The organism is Sphingomonas prati (genome assembly GCF_014643515.1).
GTDB lineage: Bacteria > Pseudomonadota > Alphaproteobacteria > Sphingomonadales > Sphingomonadaceae > Sphingomonas_R > Sphingomonas_R prati.
Window position 1 is genome coordinate 1,584,987 of the sequence record NZ_BMJP01000001.1, and the last position, 16,194, is coordinate 1,601,180.

The 16,194-nt window shown below is 69.2% G+C and carries 13 protein-coding genes and 2 tRNA genes; 3 read left to right on the forward strand and 12 right to left on the reverse strand.

Going from position 1 to position 16,194, the window contains the following annotated elements; translation table 11 throughout:
- Positions 1-8: 8 nt before the first annotated feature.
- The 4 genes from IEX50_RS07235 to IEX50_RS07250 all read right to left on the reverse strand — a co-directional run bounded on the left by IEX50_RS07235 (position 9) and on the right by IEX50_RS07250 (position 3,340).
- Complete coding sequence (locus IEX50_RS07235) at positions 9-965, reverse strand: sugar phosphate isomerase/epimerase family protein (protein ID WP_157174983.1); 957 nt, start codon at positions 963-965, stop codon at positions 9-11.
- A gap of 66 nt (positions 966-1,031) precedes the next feature.
- The gene (locus tag IEX50_RS07240; RefSeq protein WP_157174982.1) at positions 1,032-1,805 is read right to left on the reverse strand and encodes a sugar phosphate isomerase/epimerase family protein; all 774 of its coding nucleotides are present in this window, start codon (positions 1,803-1,805) and stop codon (positions 1,032-1,034) included.
- A gap of 316 nt (positions 1,806-2,121) precedes the next feature.
- A tRNA-Gln gene (locus tag IEX50_RS07245) sits at positions 2,122-2,196 on the reverse strand.
- Between the two features lie 52 nt (positions 2,197-2,248).
- Positions 2,249-3,340, reverse strand: coding sequence for a branched-chain amino acid aminotransferase (locus IEX50_RS07250; RefSeq protein ID WP_157174981.1), 1,092 nt, complete (start codon positions 3,338-3,340; stop codon positions 2,249-2,251).
- 90 nt (positions 3,341-3,430) lie between these two features.
- On the opposite strand from IEX50_RS07250, the gene IEX50_RS07255 reads away from it, so the two are divergent.
- Positions 3,431-3,919 carry a MarR family winged helix-turn-helix transcriptional regulator gene (locus IEX50_RS07255; RefSeq protein ID WP_157174980.1) on the forward strand — a complete coding sequence of 163 codons (489 nt, stop codon included), beginning with the start codon at positions 3,431-3,433 and terminating at the stop codon, positions 3,917-3,919.
- Positions 3,916-4,317 (forward strand): acyl-CoA thioesterase, encoded by a 402-nt coding sequence (locus tag IEX50_RS07260; protein ID WP_373285286.1) that lies wholly within the window; start codon positions 3,916-3,918, stop codon positions 4,315-4,317. The genes IEX50_RS07255 and IEX50_RS07260 overlap by 4 nt, the downstream gene beginning before the upstream one ends.
- 161 nt (positions 4,318-4,478) lie before the next feature.
- Here IEX50_RS07260 and IEX50_RS07265 read toward each other — a convergent pair whose 3' ends face one another.
- The 7 genes from IEX50_RS07265 to IEX50_RS07295 form a co-directional block, all read right to left on the reverse strand.
- Complete coding sequence (locus IEX50_RS07265) at positions 4,479-5,153, reverse strand: esterase/lipase family protein (RefSeq protein WP_229673718.1); 675 nt, start codon at positions 5,151-5,153, stop codon at positions 4,479-4,481.
- Positions 5,154-5,380: 227 nt separating this feature from the next.
- On the reverse strand, positions 5,381-9,109 hold the full coding sequence (locus tag IEX50_RS07270; protein WP_229673721.1) for an error-prone DNA polymerase: 3,729 nt from the start codon (positions 9,107-9,109) through the stop codon (positions 5,381-5,383).
- Between the two features lie 318 nt (positions 9,110-9,427).
- Positions 9,428-11,095: a Y-family DNA polymerase gene (locus tag IEX50_RS07275; RefSeq protein ID WP_157174978.1), complete on the reverse strand. Its 1,668-nt coding sequence runs from the start codon at positions 11,093-11,095 to the stop codon at positions 9,428-9,430.
- 151 nt (positions 11,096-11,246) lie between these two features.
- Positions 11,247-11,367: transfer RNA gene (locus IEX50_RS07280), tRNA-Asn, on the reverse strand.
- A gap of 284 nt (positions 11,368-11,651) precedes the next feature.
- On the reverse strand, positions 11,652-12,434 hold the full coding sequence (locus IEX50_RS07285; protein WP_157174977.1) for an ImuA family protein: 783 nt from the start codon (positions 12,432-12,434) through the stop codon (positions 11,652-11,654).
- Between the two features lie 186 nt (positions 12,435-12,620).
- Positions 12,621-13,484 (reverse strand): LOG family protein, encoded by an 864-nt coding sequence (locus IEX50_RS07290; protein ID WP_157174976.1) that lies wholly within the window; start codon positions 13,482-13,484, stop codon positions 12,621-12,623.
- A gap of 51 nt (positions 13,485-13,535) precedes the next feature.
- Positions 13,536-14,207: an extensin-like domain-containing protein gene (locus IEX50_RS07295; protein WP_229673723.1), complete on the reverse strand. Its 672-nt coding sequence runs from the start codon at positions 14,205-14,207 to the stop codon at positions 13,536-13,538.
- Positions 14,208-14,501: 294 nt separating this feature from the next.
- Here IEX50_RS07295 and IEX50_RS07300 point away from each other — a divergent pair, with 294 nt between their 5' ends.
- Positions 14,502-15,911, forward strand: a complete 1,410-nt coding sequence (locus IEX50_RS07300; protein ID WP_157174975.1) for a DUF6880 family protein — start codon at positions 14,502-14,504, stop codon at positions 15,909-15,911.
- 35 nt (positions 15,912-15,946) lie between these two features.
- Here the strand turns inward: IEX50_RS07300 and IEX50_RS07305 are convergent, their stop codons facing one another.
- Entirely contained in the window at positions 15,947-16,135 is a 189-nt protein-coding gene (locus IEX50_RS07305) for a hypothetical protein (protein ID WP_157174974.1), read from the reverse strand.
- Between the last annotated feature and the right edge of the window lie 59 nt (positions 16,136-16,194).

The window sequence follows — 16,194 nt, forward strand, 5'->3', positions numbered from 1 at the left end:
CGTCCGGATCAGTTCGGCAATTGGTTGAGGAAGGCGCGGGTGCGCAGCAGGGCCCGGAAGGGATCGCGCGTCTGGCGCGCGCTGCAGATGATCGGCCCCTGATAACCTAGGCGATCGAGCAACCCGACGATCGCGGGCAGGTCGACCGAACCGGTGCCCGGATCGCGGAACACCTGCGTCGCGCGGTGCGCGGGAAATTCCGGGTTCGGGCTCTTCCAGGTTTCGCCCGCATCGACGAAATCCGTGTCGGTCAGGTGTACGCAACCGATCCGGCCCTGCTGCGCCGAAATGAACGCAGCCGGAGCGATCCCGGCGATCGTCAGGCTCGCCGTGTCGACGTCCAGCTTCACACCGTCGGGCAGCGCATCGATCAGCGGCAGGATCTGCTCGCCGCGGAACAGGCTCCAATACTCGTTGCGCAGCACGAGGGTGACACCCGCCGCCGCCGCCTTGTCCGCAAGGCCGCGCAGCAGTTCGGTCGCCCGCTCGGTAAAGCTCGCGCGCTTCGCCTCCAGATCGGGATGATAGTGCGCCGCGCGCCCGTAATAAGGCGACGGGCTGATCGCGAAATAGTCGGCGCCCAGATCGGCGGCGTGCGACAGCGCCTCGCCGGCGAAATGCCCCGACGCGCCGAAAAAGAAGTCTAGATTGGCGTTGCGCATGAACAGGTTGGGATCGAACGTCACGCCCGTCACCGTGTCGATGCCCCGCTCCGCAAGCATCGCCCGGTACTTGGCAGCCGACTCATACTTGGTCTGGATCGAGTAGCGGTTCATCGGCACGCCGCTGCGCCCGCCAAACTGCCAGACCGGCTCATAGGGGATCTCGATCGAACGAAATCCGCTCGCCCGGAGCAAGGGATAGAGCTCTTCCCAGAAATATTTGCTCTCGAACCTGTTGCGGTTCGGTTCCTGATTGTGGCGGTTGATCAGGTCGAGGCTGATCGCAATTCGATCGCTATTCATCACGCAATCCGTTCGTTGGGGGACGCTGTCGTCGACGGCGGTTGAGGGCTGGTTGGCAGCCCCGTGTCAGTCGGCGAGCATCCGCTGCGACTGGGCGAACGACTCGTCCATCGGCATCGTCGGAAAATACTCCAGGCCGATGGCGCCCGAATAGCCGAGTTCACGCAGGCTGCGCGTGACCTTGCCCCAATCGAGGCTGCCGGTGCCGGGCTCGTTGCGGTCGGGCATGTCGGCGACCTGGACATGGGCGACCAGGTGGATGCGGCCCGCCAGCACCTCGACCATGTCCTCGCCCATCACGGCGCTGTGCCACACATCGTAGAGCAGCCGCAGGTTCGGGCTGCCCACCGCCTCGACCAGATCGAGGCCGAGCGTGGTGCTGACCAGATACATGGTCGCGAACAGCTGGGTATTGAGCGGTTCGAGGAGCAGCATGACGCCCGCCGCCTCGGCCGCGTCGGCGGCCGCACGCAGGGCAGTGACGGCGTTGGCGAAATGCTCGTCCTCGCTCATGCCATCAACGCGAAAGCCCGAGGCGACGATCAGGCTCGGCTTGCCGAGGACCGCGGTCGCAGCGATCGTGTCGCGCACCGCGGTGATCATCTCCTCGCGCTGCGCCGGATCGACGATCGAACGACGCGGGTCGACGCACAGGCTGGTCAGTCGCATGCCCGTTTCGGCAAGCGCGGCGGCCAGCGCATCGATCGGCTTGTCGCGCCAAAGATGAAATTCAGCCAGTTCGAAACCGGCCGCCTTGGCCGCGCGCAGACGCGCATCAAGCTCGCCGGCGTCGGCAAACTGCCATTCGATACAGGAGGATAGTGTATAAGCCGCAGACATAGGATCCCTTCCCATTCTACGGCCCCGTGGTGCTGCGCACTCGTATGCCTGGCGGATCCGCTGTCCCGCTATTTTGTCCCCCTTCGCTACAGCGCCGTGTCGCAGGAATCAACTGCCAGCCACTCATCCCGACGAAATCAGCATCGAACATCAACGAAGGCCGCCGCCCGGTTCGTGCGCCGCAGCGACAACCGCACGTCTACTGTGCCATTATCGAACAGACGATGCGTCCGATGCCACTGAACATGGTAGTCACCATGGTCAGCCGACGCTCTCAACGACTTGCAGCCATCACTGGCCGGATTTTCCAATGATTTGGCTGGGGCGGCAGGGTTCGAACCTGCGCATGGCGGCATCAAAAGCCGCTGCCTTACCACTTGGCGACGCCCCAACGTGCCGCGCCTTATACTCGCGCGCGGCGGGGAGGGAAGAGGCAGCCCGCCTCACAACAGTTTTTCGACCCAGCCATGCCGGTCGGGGGCCAACCCGCGCTGGATATCGACCAGTGCGGTGCGCAGCTTCAGCGTCAGCTCGCCCGGCGTCGCGCCGTCGCCGACGCGGAAGTCGCCGTCCGCACCGCGCACCGTGCCGATCGGCGTCACCACCGCGGCGGTACCGCACGCGAAGGCCTCGCGCAGCCGTCCGCTGGTCGCATCCGCGCGCCACTGGTCGATCGCATAGCGTTCCTCGCGCACCGTGATCCCCATGTCGCGCGCCAGCGTTAGGATCGAATCGCGCGTGATGCCGGGCAGGATCGTGCCCCGCAGCGGCGGCGTGATCATCGATCCGTCGTCGAACACGAAGAACAGGTTCATGCCCCCCAGTTCCTCGACCCAGCGGCGCTCCACCGCGTCCAGGAACACCACCTGGTCGCACCCGTGGCGGATCGCCTCCGACTGCGCGAGCAGGCTGGCGGCATAATTGCCGCCGCACTTGGCAGACCCCGTCCCGCCCGGCGCCGCGCGCGTATAATCCGCCGACACCCACAACGACACGGTCGGCGTGCCCGACTTGAAATACGCGCCCACCGCCGAGCCGATCACCATGTAGAGATATTCCGACGACGGCTTCACGCCCAGGAACACCTCGCTCGCGAACATGAACGGCCGCAGGTACAGCGCGCCGCCCTCCTGCCCCGGGATCCAGTCGCGGTCCGCGGCCACCAGCTGCCGCACCGATTCCAGGAACAGCGGCTCGGGCAGCGGCGGCATCGCCATCCGCTCGGCCGACCGCGCGAACCGCGCGGCATTGGCGTCGGCACGGAACAGCGCGGCCCCGCCGTCCTCCGTGCGGTACGCCTTCATCCCCTCGAAGATTTCCTGCGCATAATGCAGCACGGACGACGCCGGATCCATCTGGATCGGCGCGCGCGCCTGCACCCGCGCATCGTGCCAGCCCATGCCTTCCTTGTAGTTGATCACCACCATATGGTCGGTGAACACCCGCCCGAACCCCGGATCGACCAGCATCCCCGCGCGGGTCCCGGCGTCGACCGGGGTGGCATGCGGTTCGATGCGGAAAGTCGGCTCGGTCATCACGGCTCCTCGGGGCGGCCAGTCGGTTTGGTACCGACGAACAGGCTTGCCGGTTGCGTCCGGTTAGGCTGCCTGCCAGATGGAATCAACATGCCAGCCGCCCCCGCCTCCCCGCTGTTCCTGCGCGAAGCCGAGATCCGGCGCGGCCTCGAACTCGTCCATTTCGCACAGGCGCAGCTGTATCGCGGCATGGACGATCTGCTCGGCCCCCGCGGGCTCGGCCGCGCGCACCAGCGCGTGCTCTACTTCACCGCACGCCAGCCGGGCCTGAGCGTCAGCGCGCTGCTCCGCCTGCTCGGCATCACGAAACAGTCGCTCGGCCGCGTGCTGACCGATCTTACCACCGGCGGCTTCGTCGAAACGCGGACGGGCACCAGCGACCGGCGGCAGAGGCTGCTCCACCTCACCCCCGCCGGCGCCGCGCTGGAGGCCGAACTGTTCGCGCTGCTCCGCGCCCGCCTGAGCCGTGCCTACAGCGATGCCGGGCCGGGCGCAGTCGCCGGTTTCTGGGCGGTGCTCGAATCGCTGATCCCGGCCGCGGACCGTCCGCGCATTGCCGGCCTCGGCGCGGGGAAATGACCATGCCGACGCGCTTCACCCAGGCGATCACCGCCGCGACCGACGACATCGACGAGCTCGGCCACGTCAACAATGCGGTCTGGGTCCGCTGGATCCAGGACGTTGCCACCGCGCACTGGTATGCGGTCGCCGCACCCGGCCATCACGACGCTTACATCTGGCTGATCGTCCGCCACGAAATCGACTATCTCCGCGCACTGAAGGCCGGCGAGACCGTCACCGCCGCCACCTGGGTCGCCGACGCGCCGCGCGGCGCGAAGTTCGACCGCCTGATGGAATTCACCGGCCCCGACGGCCGCCTCCACGTCCGCGCCCGCACCACCTGGGCCATCCTGGACCGCACCACCGGCCGCCCGCTGCGCGTGCCGACCGAGGTGATCGCACCGTTTCTGGCGTGATGCGGCAAGACCGGCCCTCACTCCAAAATCCGTTCGGTTCGAGCCTGTCGAGAACGCCCCCTTAGTCCCGCCCATCCCGAGCGAAGTGGGGGGACCCTTCGAGCGAAGCCGAGAAGCCAACAGCACCGCAAAACCGACGCTGAAGAAAAGTCCCCCAACCCTCAAACCGCCCGCCGCAAAACCTCCAGCACCGCGCGCAAAGCCGCCGGATCCGACGTAAAGCCGATATGCCGGCAATCCACCGCGATCGCCGCATCGGCCTCCCCCGCCAGCCCGCGCGACGCCGCCGGCGCCACGATCCCGTCGCGCGCGGACCACAAGGCAAAGGTCGGCACCGGCGGCTTCTCCGCCAGCACCGCCGCGATCGGCAGCTGGTCCACTGCATGCCCGGTCACCCGCTCGTACATCCGCCAGGCATGGTTCGCCCGGATATCACCGGAAAACGGCGACCCCAACGTCACCACCCGCTCCACGCGCTCGGGCACCCGCTTGGCGATCTCGCGCGCATACAGCCCGCCTAGGCTCCACCCAACGATCGCCGCCGGTCGCTCCCGCGTCACCGCCTCCAACCGCTTGAGCATCCGGTCGAGCAGCGCCTGGCTGATCCCGCGATTGCGCCCCTGCCCCCAGCCATGCGGAACATAGCCCGCCGCCCCCAGCATCCGGCGCAGCGTGACCGTCGTCCTATCGTCCGCCAAAAACCCCGGCAGCACCAGGACCGGCCGCCCGTCCCCCGGATAGGCCCGCGCCAGTCGGCGCCAAGCCACCCGCCCCCGCGCCCACGCCCAGGGCGCACTGAGTTCTGCAATCATGGCACGGGTAGACGGAGCACGCATCGCCGCGCCCTAAGCGATCACGAAGCGCAGCGAAAGTGTTGTGGGCGTTAGATTTCGGGTCAATCGGGACAGTGAAGCGCCATCACACCACCCGTCTGGTTCGAGCCTGTCGAGAACCGCGCGCCCACCGGCCACGCGTCCCTACCCCCCCCCCCCGCTTGGTTCAAGCCTGTCGAGGACTCGCGCAGTCCTCGACAGGCTCGAACCAAGCGGGAGAGGCAAACCCCCTACCGGAAATCCCTAGTCTGCACCCGGATCACCTCCTCAGGATCCGCCCCGTCGCGGAACGGCCGGTGATAGTCGCGCCGCCCCTTCGGTGCCCAACCGGCATCGCCGCGGTCGGGCGCGCCCGGATGCGTCGCGCCGTCGCCCGGCCCCGGCTTGTGCGGAAACGCCATCTCGCCCACCGATCGCAGTTCGTCGGTATAGTCCATGATCCGGTCGGCGATGACGTGGATCACCGTGCCCTCGCGCTGCACGCGCCCGCGGATCCCGATCATCGCGGCGGACAGGACGGTGCGGCGCTGAGCCTCGAACTTGTGCGGCCACAGGATGCCGTTTGCGATCCCGGTCTCGTCCTCGATCGTCAGGAACAGCACGCCCTTGGCGCTGCCCGGTTTCTGGCGGATCAGGATGATGCCCGCCACCTCCACCGGCGTCCCGTCACGCACCCGGTCCAGCTCGGCACAGGTCCGCAACCCCCGCCGCGCGAACGATTCGCGCAGGAAACTCAGCGGATGCGCACGCAGCGACAGTTGCAGCGTGCGATAATCCTCCACCACCTCGCGCCCCTCGCTCATCGCGCGCAGCACGACCGTCGGCTCGCGCCCTTCCTCCCGCGCGTCGGCATGCGCGAACAGCGGTAGCGGCGCCTCGCCCAGCCCGCGCACCCGCCATAACGCCTGCCGCCGGTCATGCCCCAGCCCCGCAAACGCATCCGCCGCCGCCAGCTTCTCCAGCGCCGCCACCGGCACACCCGACCGCTTCCACACATCCTCGATCGACACGAACGGCACCTCCCCCCGCGCCGCCACGATCGCCGCCGCATGCTGGTTCGACAGGCCTGCGACGAGGCGCAAACCCAAACGCAGCGGCGACATACGCTCCCTCCCTTCACCGGGAGGAGGGCCGGGGTGGAGGGTTTTGGCTGGAGAAGCCCGTTCCTCCGAGCAGGTCAAAAGCCCTCTCCCCTGGGGGAGAGGGTTGGGAGAGGGGGAGGTGGCCTGGGAAGACACTTTCCCGGAGCAAGCCAAAAGCTCTCCCCCCACCGGGGGGAGGGTTGGGTGGGGGGCGTCACTGGACGCAACGTTTGAAGACGAACACCCCCTGCCAAGCCCCCCACCCCGACCCTCCCCCCGGTGGGGGGAGGGAGAAGGCCGTTCACCGTCGAGGCGTAGAGTGGGAAAGGCGTCGCCGGAAGCAGCATCTGAACGCGCCCGTCCCAAGCCAAACCCCTCTCCCCGCAGAGGAGAAGGAGCAGAAGCCACCATAACCGTATCCCACCGGCTCGCATTCACGCACGGCGGCAACACCCGCACCCCATGGTCACGCGCATCCCGCACGATCTGCGCCGGCGCATAGAACCCCATCGGCTGCGCATTCAGCAGCGCGCAGCAGAACACGTCCGGATGATGGCACTTCATCCACGACGACGCATAGGCGATCTTCGCGAAAGACGCCGCATGACTCTCCGGAAAGCCGTAGCTCCCAAACCCCTCGATCTGCCTGAACGTCCGCTCCGCAAAGTCGCGCTCATACCCGTTCGCCACCATCCCCTCGATCATCTTGTCCTGATACCGCCCCACCCCGCCGGTCGACTTGAACGTGGCCATCCCGCGCCGCAGCCCGTCCGCCTCCGTCGGTGAAAAGCCCGCCCCCACGATCGCCACCTTCATCGCCTGTTCCTGGAACAGCGGCACGCCGAACGTGCGTTCCAGCACAGCTTTCAGCTCGGGCTTGGGATATTCCGGCTGCTCCTTGCCCTCCCGCCGGCGCAGATAGGGGTGCACCATGTCCCCCTGGATCGGCCCCGGCCGCACGATCGCGACCTGGATAACGATGTCGTAGAACACCTTCGGCTTCAGCCGCGGCAACATGCTCATCTGCGCGCGGCTTTCGATCTGGAACGTGCCCAGCGTGTCCGCGCGCGAGATCATCTCGAACGTCTTCTTGCAATCCTCCTGCATCTCCGGCGACGCCAGCGTCATGCGCTTGCCGCGATGCTCCGCCAGCAGATCGAACGCGCGCCGCATGCAGCCGAGCATCCCCAGCCCCAGGATGTCGACCTTCATGAACCCCAGCGTCTCGATATCCTCCTTCTCCCACTCGATCACCCGCCGATCGACCATCGCCGCCGGCTCGATCGGCACCAGATCGTCCAGCCGGTCGCGGGTTAGCACGAACCCGCCGGGATGCTGCGACAGGTGCCGCGGCGTCCCGATCAGCCGCCGCGCCAGTTCCAGCGTCAACGCGATCCGCGGATTCCCCGCATCCAGATTGAGCGCCTCGACATGCCGCTCCCCCACGCCCTCCGCGGACCACCCCCACACCTGTCCCGCCAGTGCCGCGGTCAGGTCCTCCGGCAAACCCAGCGCCTTGCCCACCTCGCGCACAGCTCCCCGCGCGCGGAACCGGCTCACCACCGCGGTCAGCGCCGCGTGCCGGTGGCCATAGGTCTCGTAGATCCACTGGATCACTTCCTCGCGCCGCTCATGTTCGAAATCGACATCGATGTCCGGCGGCTCCGCCCGCTCGCCCGAAATGAACCGCTCGAACAGCAGTTCATGCTTCACCGGGTCGATCGAGGTGATGCCCAGCGCATAGCAGATGACCGAATTGGCGGCCGATCCCCGCCCCTGGCACAGGATGTCCTGGCTGCGCGCGAACGCAACGATCGAATTGACCGTCAGAAAATAGGGCGCATATTTCAGCTTCCCGACCAGTTTCAGCTCATGATCCGCCAACTCCCGATACGCCTCCGGCACCCCGCCCGGAAACAGGCGGTCCAGCGCGCTGTCGACCAGGCTCTGCAACGCGGCCTGCGGGTCGCGCCCGCGCATCACGATCTCGTCAGGATATTGATAGGTCAGGTCAGTCGGCGAAAAGGTGCAGCGTTCGGCGATCGCCCCGCTAGCGGCGATCGCGTGGGGATAATCGCCGAACCGCCGGGCCATCTCGTCCGGGCTCTTGAGATGACGGTCGGCATGGCGTTCGCGCAGGAACCCCAGTTCGTCGATCGTGCGGCCGTGGCGGATCGCGGTCACCACATCCTGCAACATCCGGTTTTCGGGTGCGTGGTACAGCACGTCACCCGTCGCCAGCGACGTGAGGCCATGCTCGCGTGCCAACGCGTCGAGCGTGTGCAGCCGCAACGCATCCCCCGGCCGCCGCGTCTGCGACAGGACCAGATGCGCGCGATCACCGAACACATCTGCCATCATCCGCACGTCGCCGCGCAGCCGTGCGCCGTCATCGCCGGCAGTCTGCACCACGCCCAAAGTCGCAGCATCACTTGCAGCAATCCGTGCAGCATAACCTGCACCACCGTCAGGCAGCAGCGCCGCGACCAACCCCGCCGCATGCGCCTCCACATCCTCCCAGTGCAGGAAACACTGCCCCTTCTCGCCCTTGCGTGGTTCGGCGCGCGCCTTGCCCAGCGACAGCAGCCGCGTCAGCCGCGACCACCCGTCGCGATCCTCCGGCCAGACCAGCAAAGACGTGCCGCCGACCAAGTCCAGCCGGCATCCCGCCACCATCCGCATGCCCGTATCGCGCGCCGCCACCATCGCGCGCACGATCCCCGCCACCGAATTGCGATCGACGATCCCCAGCCCCGGCAACCCGATCATCCGCGCATGCGCGAACAATTCCTCGCACGACGACGCCCCCCGCAGAAAACTGAAATGCGTCGTCACCTGCAACTCATGATACCCGGCACCGCTCACCGGACGTGGCACCGTCGCACCATGGAACCCGGCCGCGCCGGACACAAACCGAACCGCGACACGCCAAAAAATCCACCCCGCCCCGCCCGAAGCCGGCACGCATGCGTACCCCCACCCCCCACGTCATCCCGGACTTGATCCGGAATCCAGGAACGCAAGTGCGGTGCGCGAAAACTTGGCTCCTGGATCAAGTACGGACTGGCGGATGACAGGGCCTTCATCGGACAATTCGATAATGAAGGCCGTCCCGTGCATCCGTTACGCTTCGCGGCCGGACATGCTCGTGCTTCCTCGCCGTCGAAAGACGGGGCATCGACAGGCTCCCCCCACTCACGCGAACACGCCGTGCAGGTGCCAGCTCATGTCGCCGGTCCGGCCGTCCACGCCGTCGCCGCGGCGGAAGATCCAGTAGCGGGCGCCGCTCGCGTCCTCGACCTGGAAATAGTCGCGTACCGCGTCCGCCTCGCCCGCGCGCCGCCACCATTCCCCGTAGATCCGTTCCGGGCCGTCGCCGTGCGCCACGTCGTGGACATGGCCACGGCAACTGAACCGGCGCGGCGCATGGTCGGGCAGCAGCGCGGTCACATGGTCCAGCCGCTGCGGTGGATCGAGCAACCGAACGGGGCGCGGCCACGCGGCGGGCCAGGCCGCGGGCGGGGATAATGGCGCGGCCCGGGCGTGCGCGCGTTCCGGCACGTCGCTTTCCACCGCACCCATGCGGAACAGCCGGTGCGTCCCGACCCGCCCGGTCACCAGGTCGACAAGGATTGCCAGGTCCGCCGCAGCATCCTCGCCGATGGTCGTGATCGCCGTCGCGCCCAGCGGTTCGCTCGCCACCGCGTGGATCGCCATCGCGTCAATGCCGAAACCGGGGTCGATCGTCTCGATCTTGGGCACCAGCAGCCGCGCCAGATGCGCCGCATCGCGGTTCGGCCGGGCGGTGCCGGCGCGAACGATCAGCGCCTGTCCGTCGACCCGCTCGCACCGCAGCTCCAGCCGGCGCGCCCCCAGCCCCCGCGCCGCCAGCTCCACGACCAGCAGCGCGAGCAGGTCGCCGATCACCTGTGCGATCGCGTCCGCCGTCGCGATCGGCTCCACCAGCCGCAACCGCGCGGCCGGCACCGCCTGCGCCACCACCGGCACGATCGGCTCCGCCATGCGGCCCAGCGCCTGGTCCAGCCGGCGCAGCACCGTCCCCCCGAACCGCCGGTTCAGCGGCGCACGCGGCATCGCGATCAGGTCGCCCACCGTCTCCACGCCCAGCCGCCGCAACCGCTCGCACGCCGCGGCGTCGATCCGCAGCGCATCGATCGGCAACGGGGCCAGCGCCTCCGCCTCCGCCCCGCCTTCCAGCATCGGTGCCGCGACCCGCCCGAATCGCGCCAGCGCATGCGCCGCGCCCGCCGTCCCCGCCACCGCGATCCGCGCGGTAAAGCCCAGCCGCGCGCAGAACCGCAGCACCCGCCGACAGAACCGCGCCTCGCCGCCATGCAGATGCGCGACGCCCGACAGGTCGATCCACAACCCGTCCGCATCCGACACCGCCACGCCCGGCGTCCAACGCTTGAGCGCGAACAGCGCCAGCCGGTCGAGATCCGCCGCCACGCCTGCCGGATCGGCATCGCGCACGTCCAGCCCCGGCACCATCGCCCGCGCCATTGTCATCGCCATCCCCACCCGGATCCCCAGCGCTCGCGCCGCCGGACACGCATGCCCCACCACCACGCGCGCCCCATCCCGCACGCTCAGCACCAGCGGCACCGGCGCAGAACCATCGGTCGCCCCCACATCCCGCGCTTTGGAAGGTTCCGCCCGCGTCGCCCGCTTCACCACGCCCCCCAGCTCGCGCCCGGTCTGCCAGAACGCCCCTTCGCGATCATAACCGGGCCTCGCCGCAACGGGCTTGCCGCCGCCCTTCCGGTTTGCGGTGGCTGTTCCCCCGGCACGCTGACGTTCTGCGATCCCTCCCTCACGCCAGCCCTCGCGGACGTCGAACATGGCCACAACGTTGCTTGCGGCCCCCGGCACGGTGGCACTGGATTCCCCCCGACGGGATGGCGTGGAGAAGGTGCCACCCCCCTCCCCGGTCTTCTCGCACACCGCAGGACCCGTCATGACGCCGGCGGACGAAGCCTGCGCCCGCGCGCCACGCGCTGCCGCCGGATTCGAACCGGCGACCATTCGATTAACAGTCGAACGCTCATAGGACGTCGGCGATGGCACGATGTTCGCCCTCGTCTGAACCCACGCTCCGGGAAGCCCCGCCGCGCCATCCGCCGCCGTAAATCCGCCATCGCGCCCCACCATCGGCGGCACCCAGCCCTGGCGCAGGCCGCCCGCCTCGTCGCGCGGCATGGCGCGGAACGGGACCGGCGCGGCTTCGCTGCGGCGGCCGAGTTCGCGCATCGGGGGACGCTGGTGCGCGGGCAGCGTGGCGATCGCGTCGACCACCGCCTGCTTCTCGCGCACCCGGTCGCCGCTGTTGCGGGCCCAGCGCGCGCCCGGCCGCCAGCCTTCGCCGCGCGCCTCGGCCGGCGGCAGCGTCGCAGCAGCCTCAGGCGGCCGCACGTCCACTGGCCCGGTCTCCAGCCCGATCCGCTGGTCGATCCGCCGCACCCGCTCGATCGCGAATTCCGGCAGGTAGAGCGAGACGACCCGCTGCATCATTGGCCTCCACGGTCCAGTCGAAGATATCGCCGCCACGCTGGCGGACGAGCGAGAGTTGCCAGCGTGCCCGACCGATGCCCGCCACCGGCAACGGTGCGGACGGCGCGGGCGCCAGTTTCCAACGGGTCACCGCCGCCGACGGTTCTTCCATCGGGTCGGCCCCCGACCGCTTCCACCGGCGCAGCAGCAGCGCGGTCGTGCCGCCCGCCTCCGCCGCCAGCTGCAACCGCCGCGTCGCGGTCAGCCCGGCGCGGCTCGCCTCGCCGATCACCGCGGCCAGCGACCCGTGGCGCAGCCCCTCCTCCATCACCGCCAGCGTGTCGGCGTCCTGCCCCGTCTCGGCATAGATCACCCGGTCGGGCGGCAGCCCCGCCTGTTGCAGGCCCGGCGCGAACAGGTCCCGCCGGCTCACCACCCACAGCACCTGCCCCGTCAGCCGCCCCGCGATCCCGGCCAGGAACAGCGTCGCCGCCGCATCCGCGCCCATACCCGCATCCGCGCCCGCCGCCTCGTGCAGCGCAGCCCCCGTGATCCCGCCCTCGGCCAGCCGATCGTCGATCCCGGCCACGCCGAACGGCAGCACCGGCCGCCGCTCGGCACCCCCGCGTTCGATCGCACGCACGCTCTCGCGCAATGCATCCAGTCTTGTGGTTCGGTTGATATCAGGCATGGGAACACGACTCGTTTGTTCCCTTTATGTTCCCTCAATTCCCATGCGAGGTCAACCATCCGGAACGCCCCGGAACGGGACTCCAGGCCGCGCACGACCGGAAATCCCCCTCCTGCACAGGAGGGGGAAACGGCACTCGAAAAAAGTTTCCGGAACACCCCGCCCGTCAGGGCAGGGGACGTCGACTCAGCCCCGCGAGGCCCAGTAATCCTGCACCGCGGCCCAGCCTTCTTCCGCCGTCTCGACGAAGCGGAACAGTTCCAGGTCCTGCGCGCCGATCACGCCTTCCTCGACCAGCGCGTCGAAATCGATCACCCGCGTCCAGAAATCGCGGCCGTAGAACAGGATCGGCATCGGCGTCACCTTGCCGGTCTGGATCAGCGTCAGCAGCTCGAACGTCTCGTCGAACGTGCCGAACCCGCCCGGGAACACCGCCACCGCCCGCGCGCGCAGCAGGAAATGCATCTTGCGCAGCGCGAAATAGTGGAACTGGAACGACAATTTCGGGGTCACATACGGGTTCGGCGCCTGCTCGAACGGCAGCACGATGTTTAGCCCGATCGACTCGGCGCCGACATCGTCCGCACCGCGATTGGCGGCCTCCATGATCGACGGCCCGCCGCCCGAACACACCACGAACTGGCGCTTGCCGTCCTGCGACGGCGCGGTCCCGCTGGCCAGCGCGGCCAGCTTGCGTGCCTCGTCATAATATTTCGATTTCTCGGCCAGCCGCGCGGCCACCTTCGCGCGCGGCCCGTCGCCCGCCGCCTCGACCAGCGCCGCCGCCTTCGACGGTTCCGGGATGCGTGCCGACCCGTAGAACACGAAGGTCGATCCGATCCCCGCCTCGGTCAGCAGCAATTCGGGCTTCAGCAGCTCCAGCTGGAACCGCACCGAACGCAGGTCCTCGCGCAGCAGAAAGTCCGGGTCCGCGAACGCCAGCCGGTACGCCGGATCGGACGTCTGCGGCGTCGACACCTGCTTGGATGCGGTCTCCGCCTCCTCGCGGGCGGGGGAGAAGACGCGCTTGGGAATGTGGCGATCGGTCATGCGGGTTCCTGCTGGCCCGGCGGGGCCACCCGCGGGGGAAAGCGGGTCTTCTTAGCGGCAATAGCGACTGCTCGCCATATCGAAATGGAAATGGTCACGGTGGTACGCATTCGCGTCCGGGCCCAGCACGACGCCGAACCGCCGGCACCCCGCATCATGCACCGCCCGCAGATAGGCACGCACCCGCTCGTCCTCCCCGCCCCAACCGTCCTTGACGGTAAAGCGCGTTCCGTCCGCCAGCACGAACGCGCTGATATCGACCGCATTGGCATGCGCATGCTCGGACAGCCGCCGTCCCGCCTGCCCGTTCACCGGGCGACACGCATAGGTCCCGAAACTCTCGATCCGGCGCAGCGGCTGGCCGAAAATCCGCTCCGCCTCGACCTGCGCGACCTGTGAAACCCAGCGGCTGAACGCCAGCGCAAGCGGACACCGCATCGCGCCCAGATTGGTGATCGGCGTCCCGATCGCGACCAGCTTCACCGACGCGGTCGCATCGCACCCACCCCCGAAACTCCGGTCCGGCAAAGCCTGGAACGACACTCCCGCCCGCCGCAGGTCCGCCTGGCATTGCCGCAGGGCTGCGTCCGACAACGCAGGCGCGGGCGCTGCCTGAGTCACCGCCGATCGACGCGTCGGCGCCCGCCGCTCCGGCCCACGCCCCGCGGGGATACAGCCGGCCAGCACCAGCAACGACAGGATCGGCCATACGCGCATCTTCATATGCCTGCCCGCTTCCCCCCGACTCCTCAATGCACCGCCGCTTGCACCGCGCCGCATCGCGACATCCCGTTTCCCGTCCGTGCTGAGTAGCGACCGAGTAGCGCCCCTTTGCGCGTATCGAGGGGGCGTATCGAAGCACCTGCGCAACCCTCGTCCCCTTCCTTCGATACGGGTCTTCGACTTCGCTCAGCCCCTACTCAGGACAAACGGCGTAGGTTGGTGCGGATAGCGCCTCTCCCACCAACCAACCCCCAAGTTGCACCCGCCCCCAATCCACGCCACGTAAAGACCAGCATGGCCGCCTCCTCCACCCTCAATGCACGCAACCTCGAACGGCTCGGCGCGCCCGCGCTGGCCGAACTGCTGATCGAGGTCTCGACCGGCCACGGCGCGATCAAGCGCCGCCTGCGCCTGGCACTCGCCGACGCGACCGGCCCGGGCGAGATCGCGACCCAGGTCCGCAAGCGGCTGGCCACCATCGCCCGCGCGCGGTCCAACCTCGACTGGCGGCAACTCCGCGCGCTGATCGCCGACCTCGCGACGCAGCATGCCGCGATCACCGGCCCGCTCGCCACCGCGGACCCGGTCGCCGCGCACGACCTGCTGTGGGATTTCCTCAAGCTCGCCGACCGCGTGTTCGAACGCACCGACGACAGCGCCGGCAAGCTGATCGAGCTGTTCCGCGCCGCCACCGCCGACATCGCGCGCCTGGCCCAGGCCGCCGACGTGCCGCCCGCAACCCTCGCCGACCGCGCGTTCGACGCGCTCACCGGCCCCAATCGCGGCCAGTACGACGCGCTGGTCGCCGCCCTCGCCGCCCCGCTCGGCGCGGACGGCCTCGCCCTCCTCAACACCCGCATCGCTGCCTGGGCCGTCGCCACGCCGCACCCGGACGACCCCGACATGGCCGGCGGCAGCATCGCGCGCGTCGCCACCCGCCGCGCCGCGGTCGCACGCATCGTGGGCGAGCGGATCGCCGACGCCACCGGCGACGTCGACGCCTATATCGCGCAGCAACCCGACCGCACCCGCGCGCAGCCGATGGTCGCCACCGCGATCGCCGGCCGCCTGCTCAAGGCCGGCCGCGCGGAGGCAGCGATGGCCGCGATCAACGCCGCCGACACGAGCCGGATCGCCTATGTCCCGCCCGAATATGACAGCGTCCGGCTCGCCATCCTCGAGGCACTCGGCCGCCACGACGATGCGCAGGCGTTCCGCTGGGACCGGTTCGCCGCCGCCCTCCACGCCGGCCACCTGCGGGACCATCTCCGCCGGTTGCCCGACTTCGACGACTTCGAGGCGGAACAGCGCGCGCTGACGCTCGTCGAGGCCTACCCCGACGCGCATGCCGCGCTCGCCTTCCTGGTCGCATGGCCGGCCTACGACCGCGCCGCGCGTATGGTGATGGCCCGCCCGAAGAGCCTCGACGGCGACCGTTACGAGGTGCTCGCCGACGCCGCCGACCTGCTCGACGCCGCGCACCCGCTCGCCGCCACCCTGCTTCGCCGCACGATGATCGACTTCACGCTCCGTACCGCGCGCGCCGCACGCTACGGCCACGCCGGCCGTCACCTCCGCGAATGCGCCGCCGCCGACGCGCGCATCGCCGACTATGGCGCGCTGCCCGACCACGCGACCTACGTCGCCGCACTCCACCGCACGCACGAACGCAAGACGGGCTTCTGGCAGGCTGCGGCGGTCTAGGGCCGGGTCAGCACCCGACCCGGTCCGTCAGATCGTCAGGAACTCGGCCGACTGCCGCCCACCGGCGTCGCGCCCGGCGTCGCGGTCTGGCCGAAGCGCGTCGTGAACACGTACAGGATCGTCCCCGCCGCCAGAAACGCGATCAGCCCGAACGCGATGAGCCAGGGTCGCACCGCGCGCGGTGTCTTGTTGTCCTCGGTCTTGGGTTCGTCGCGTTCGGCCATGGTCTGCTCCCTTGTTGCCACCCGAACGGTCGACACGCCCGAAAAGTCCCCATGCAATC

Excerpts from the sequence above, each read along its gene's own strand:
- IEX50_RS07295 (WP_229673723.1), bottom strand. The coding sequence starts at position 14,207 with ATGAAGATGCGCGTATGGCCGATCCTGTCGTTGCTGGTGCTGGCCGGC.
- IEX50_RS07305 (WP_157174974.1), bottom strand. The coding sequence starts at position 16,135 with ATGGCCGAACGCGACGAACCCAAGACCGAGGACAACAAGACACCGCGC.
- IEX50_RS07240 (WP_157174982.1), bottom strand. The coding sequence starts at position 1,805 with ATGTCTGCGGCTTATACACTATCCTCCTGTATCGAATGGCAGTTTGCC.
- IEX50_RS07290 (WP_157174976.1), bottom strand. The coding sequence starts at position 13,484 with ATGACCGATCGCCACATTCCCAAGCGCGTCTTCTCCCCCGCCCGCGAG.
- IEX50_RS07300 (WP_157174975.1), top strand. The coding sequence starts at position 14,502 with ATGGCCGCCTCCTCCACCCTCAATGCACGCAACCTCGAACGGCTCGGC.
- IEX50_RS07260 (WP_373285286.1), top strand. The coding sequence starts at position 3,916 with ATGACCATGCCGACGCGCTTCACCCAGGCGATCACCGCCGCGACCGAC.
- IEX50_RS07255 (WP_157174980.1), top strand. The coding sequence starts at position 3,431 with ATGCCAGCCGCCCCCGCCTCCCCGCTGTTCCTGCGCGAAGCCGAGATC.
- IEX50_RS07285 (WP_157174977.1), bottom strand. The coding sequence starts at position 12,434 with ATGCCTGATATCAACCGAACCACAAGACTGGATGCATTGCGCGAGAGC.
- IEX50_RS07235 (WP_157174983.1), bottom strand. The coding sequence starts at position 965 with ATGAATAGCGATCGAATTGCGATCAGCCTCGACCTGATCAACCGCCAC.
- IEX50_RS07265 (WP_229673718.1), bottom strand. The coding sequence starts at position 5,153 with ATGCGTGCTCCGTCTACCCGTGCCATGATTGCAGAACTCAGTGCGCCC.
- IEX50_RS07250 (WP_157174981.1), bottom strand. The coding sequence starts at position 3,340 with ATGACCGAGCCGACTTTCCGCATCGAACCGCATGCCACCCCGGTCGAC.
- IEX50_RS07275 (WP_157174978.1), bottom strand. The coding sequence starts at position 11,095 with ATGTTCGACGTCCGCGAGGGCTGGCGTGAGGGAGGGATCGCAGAACGT.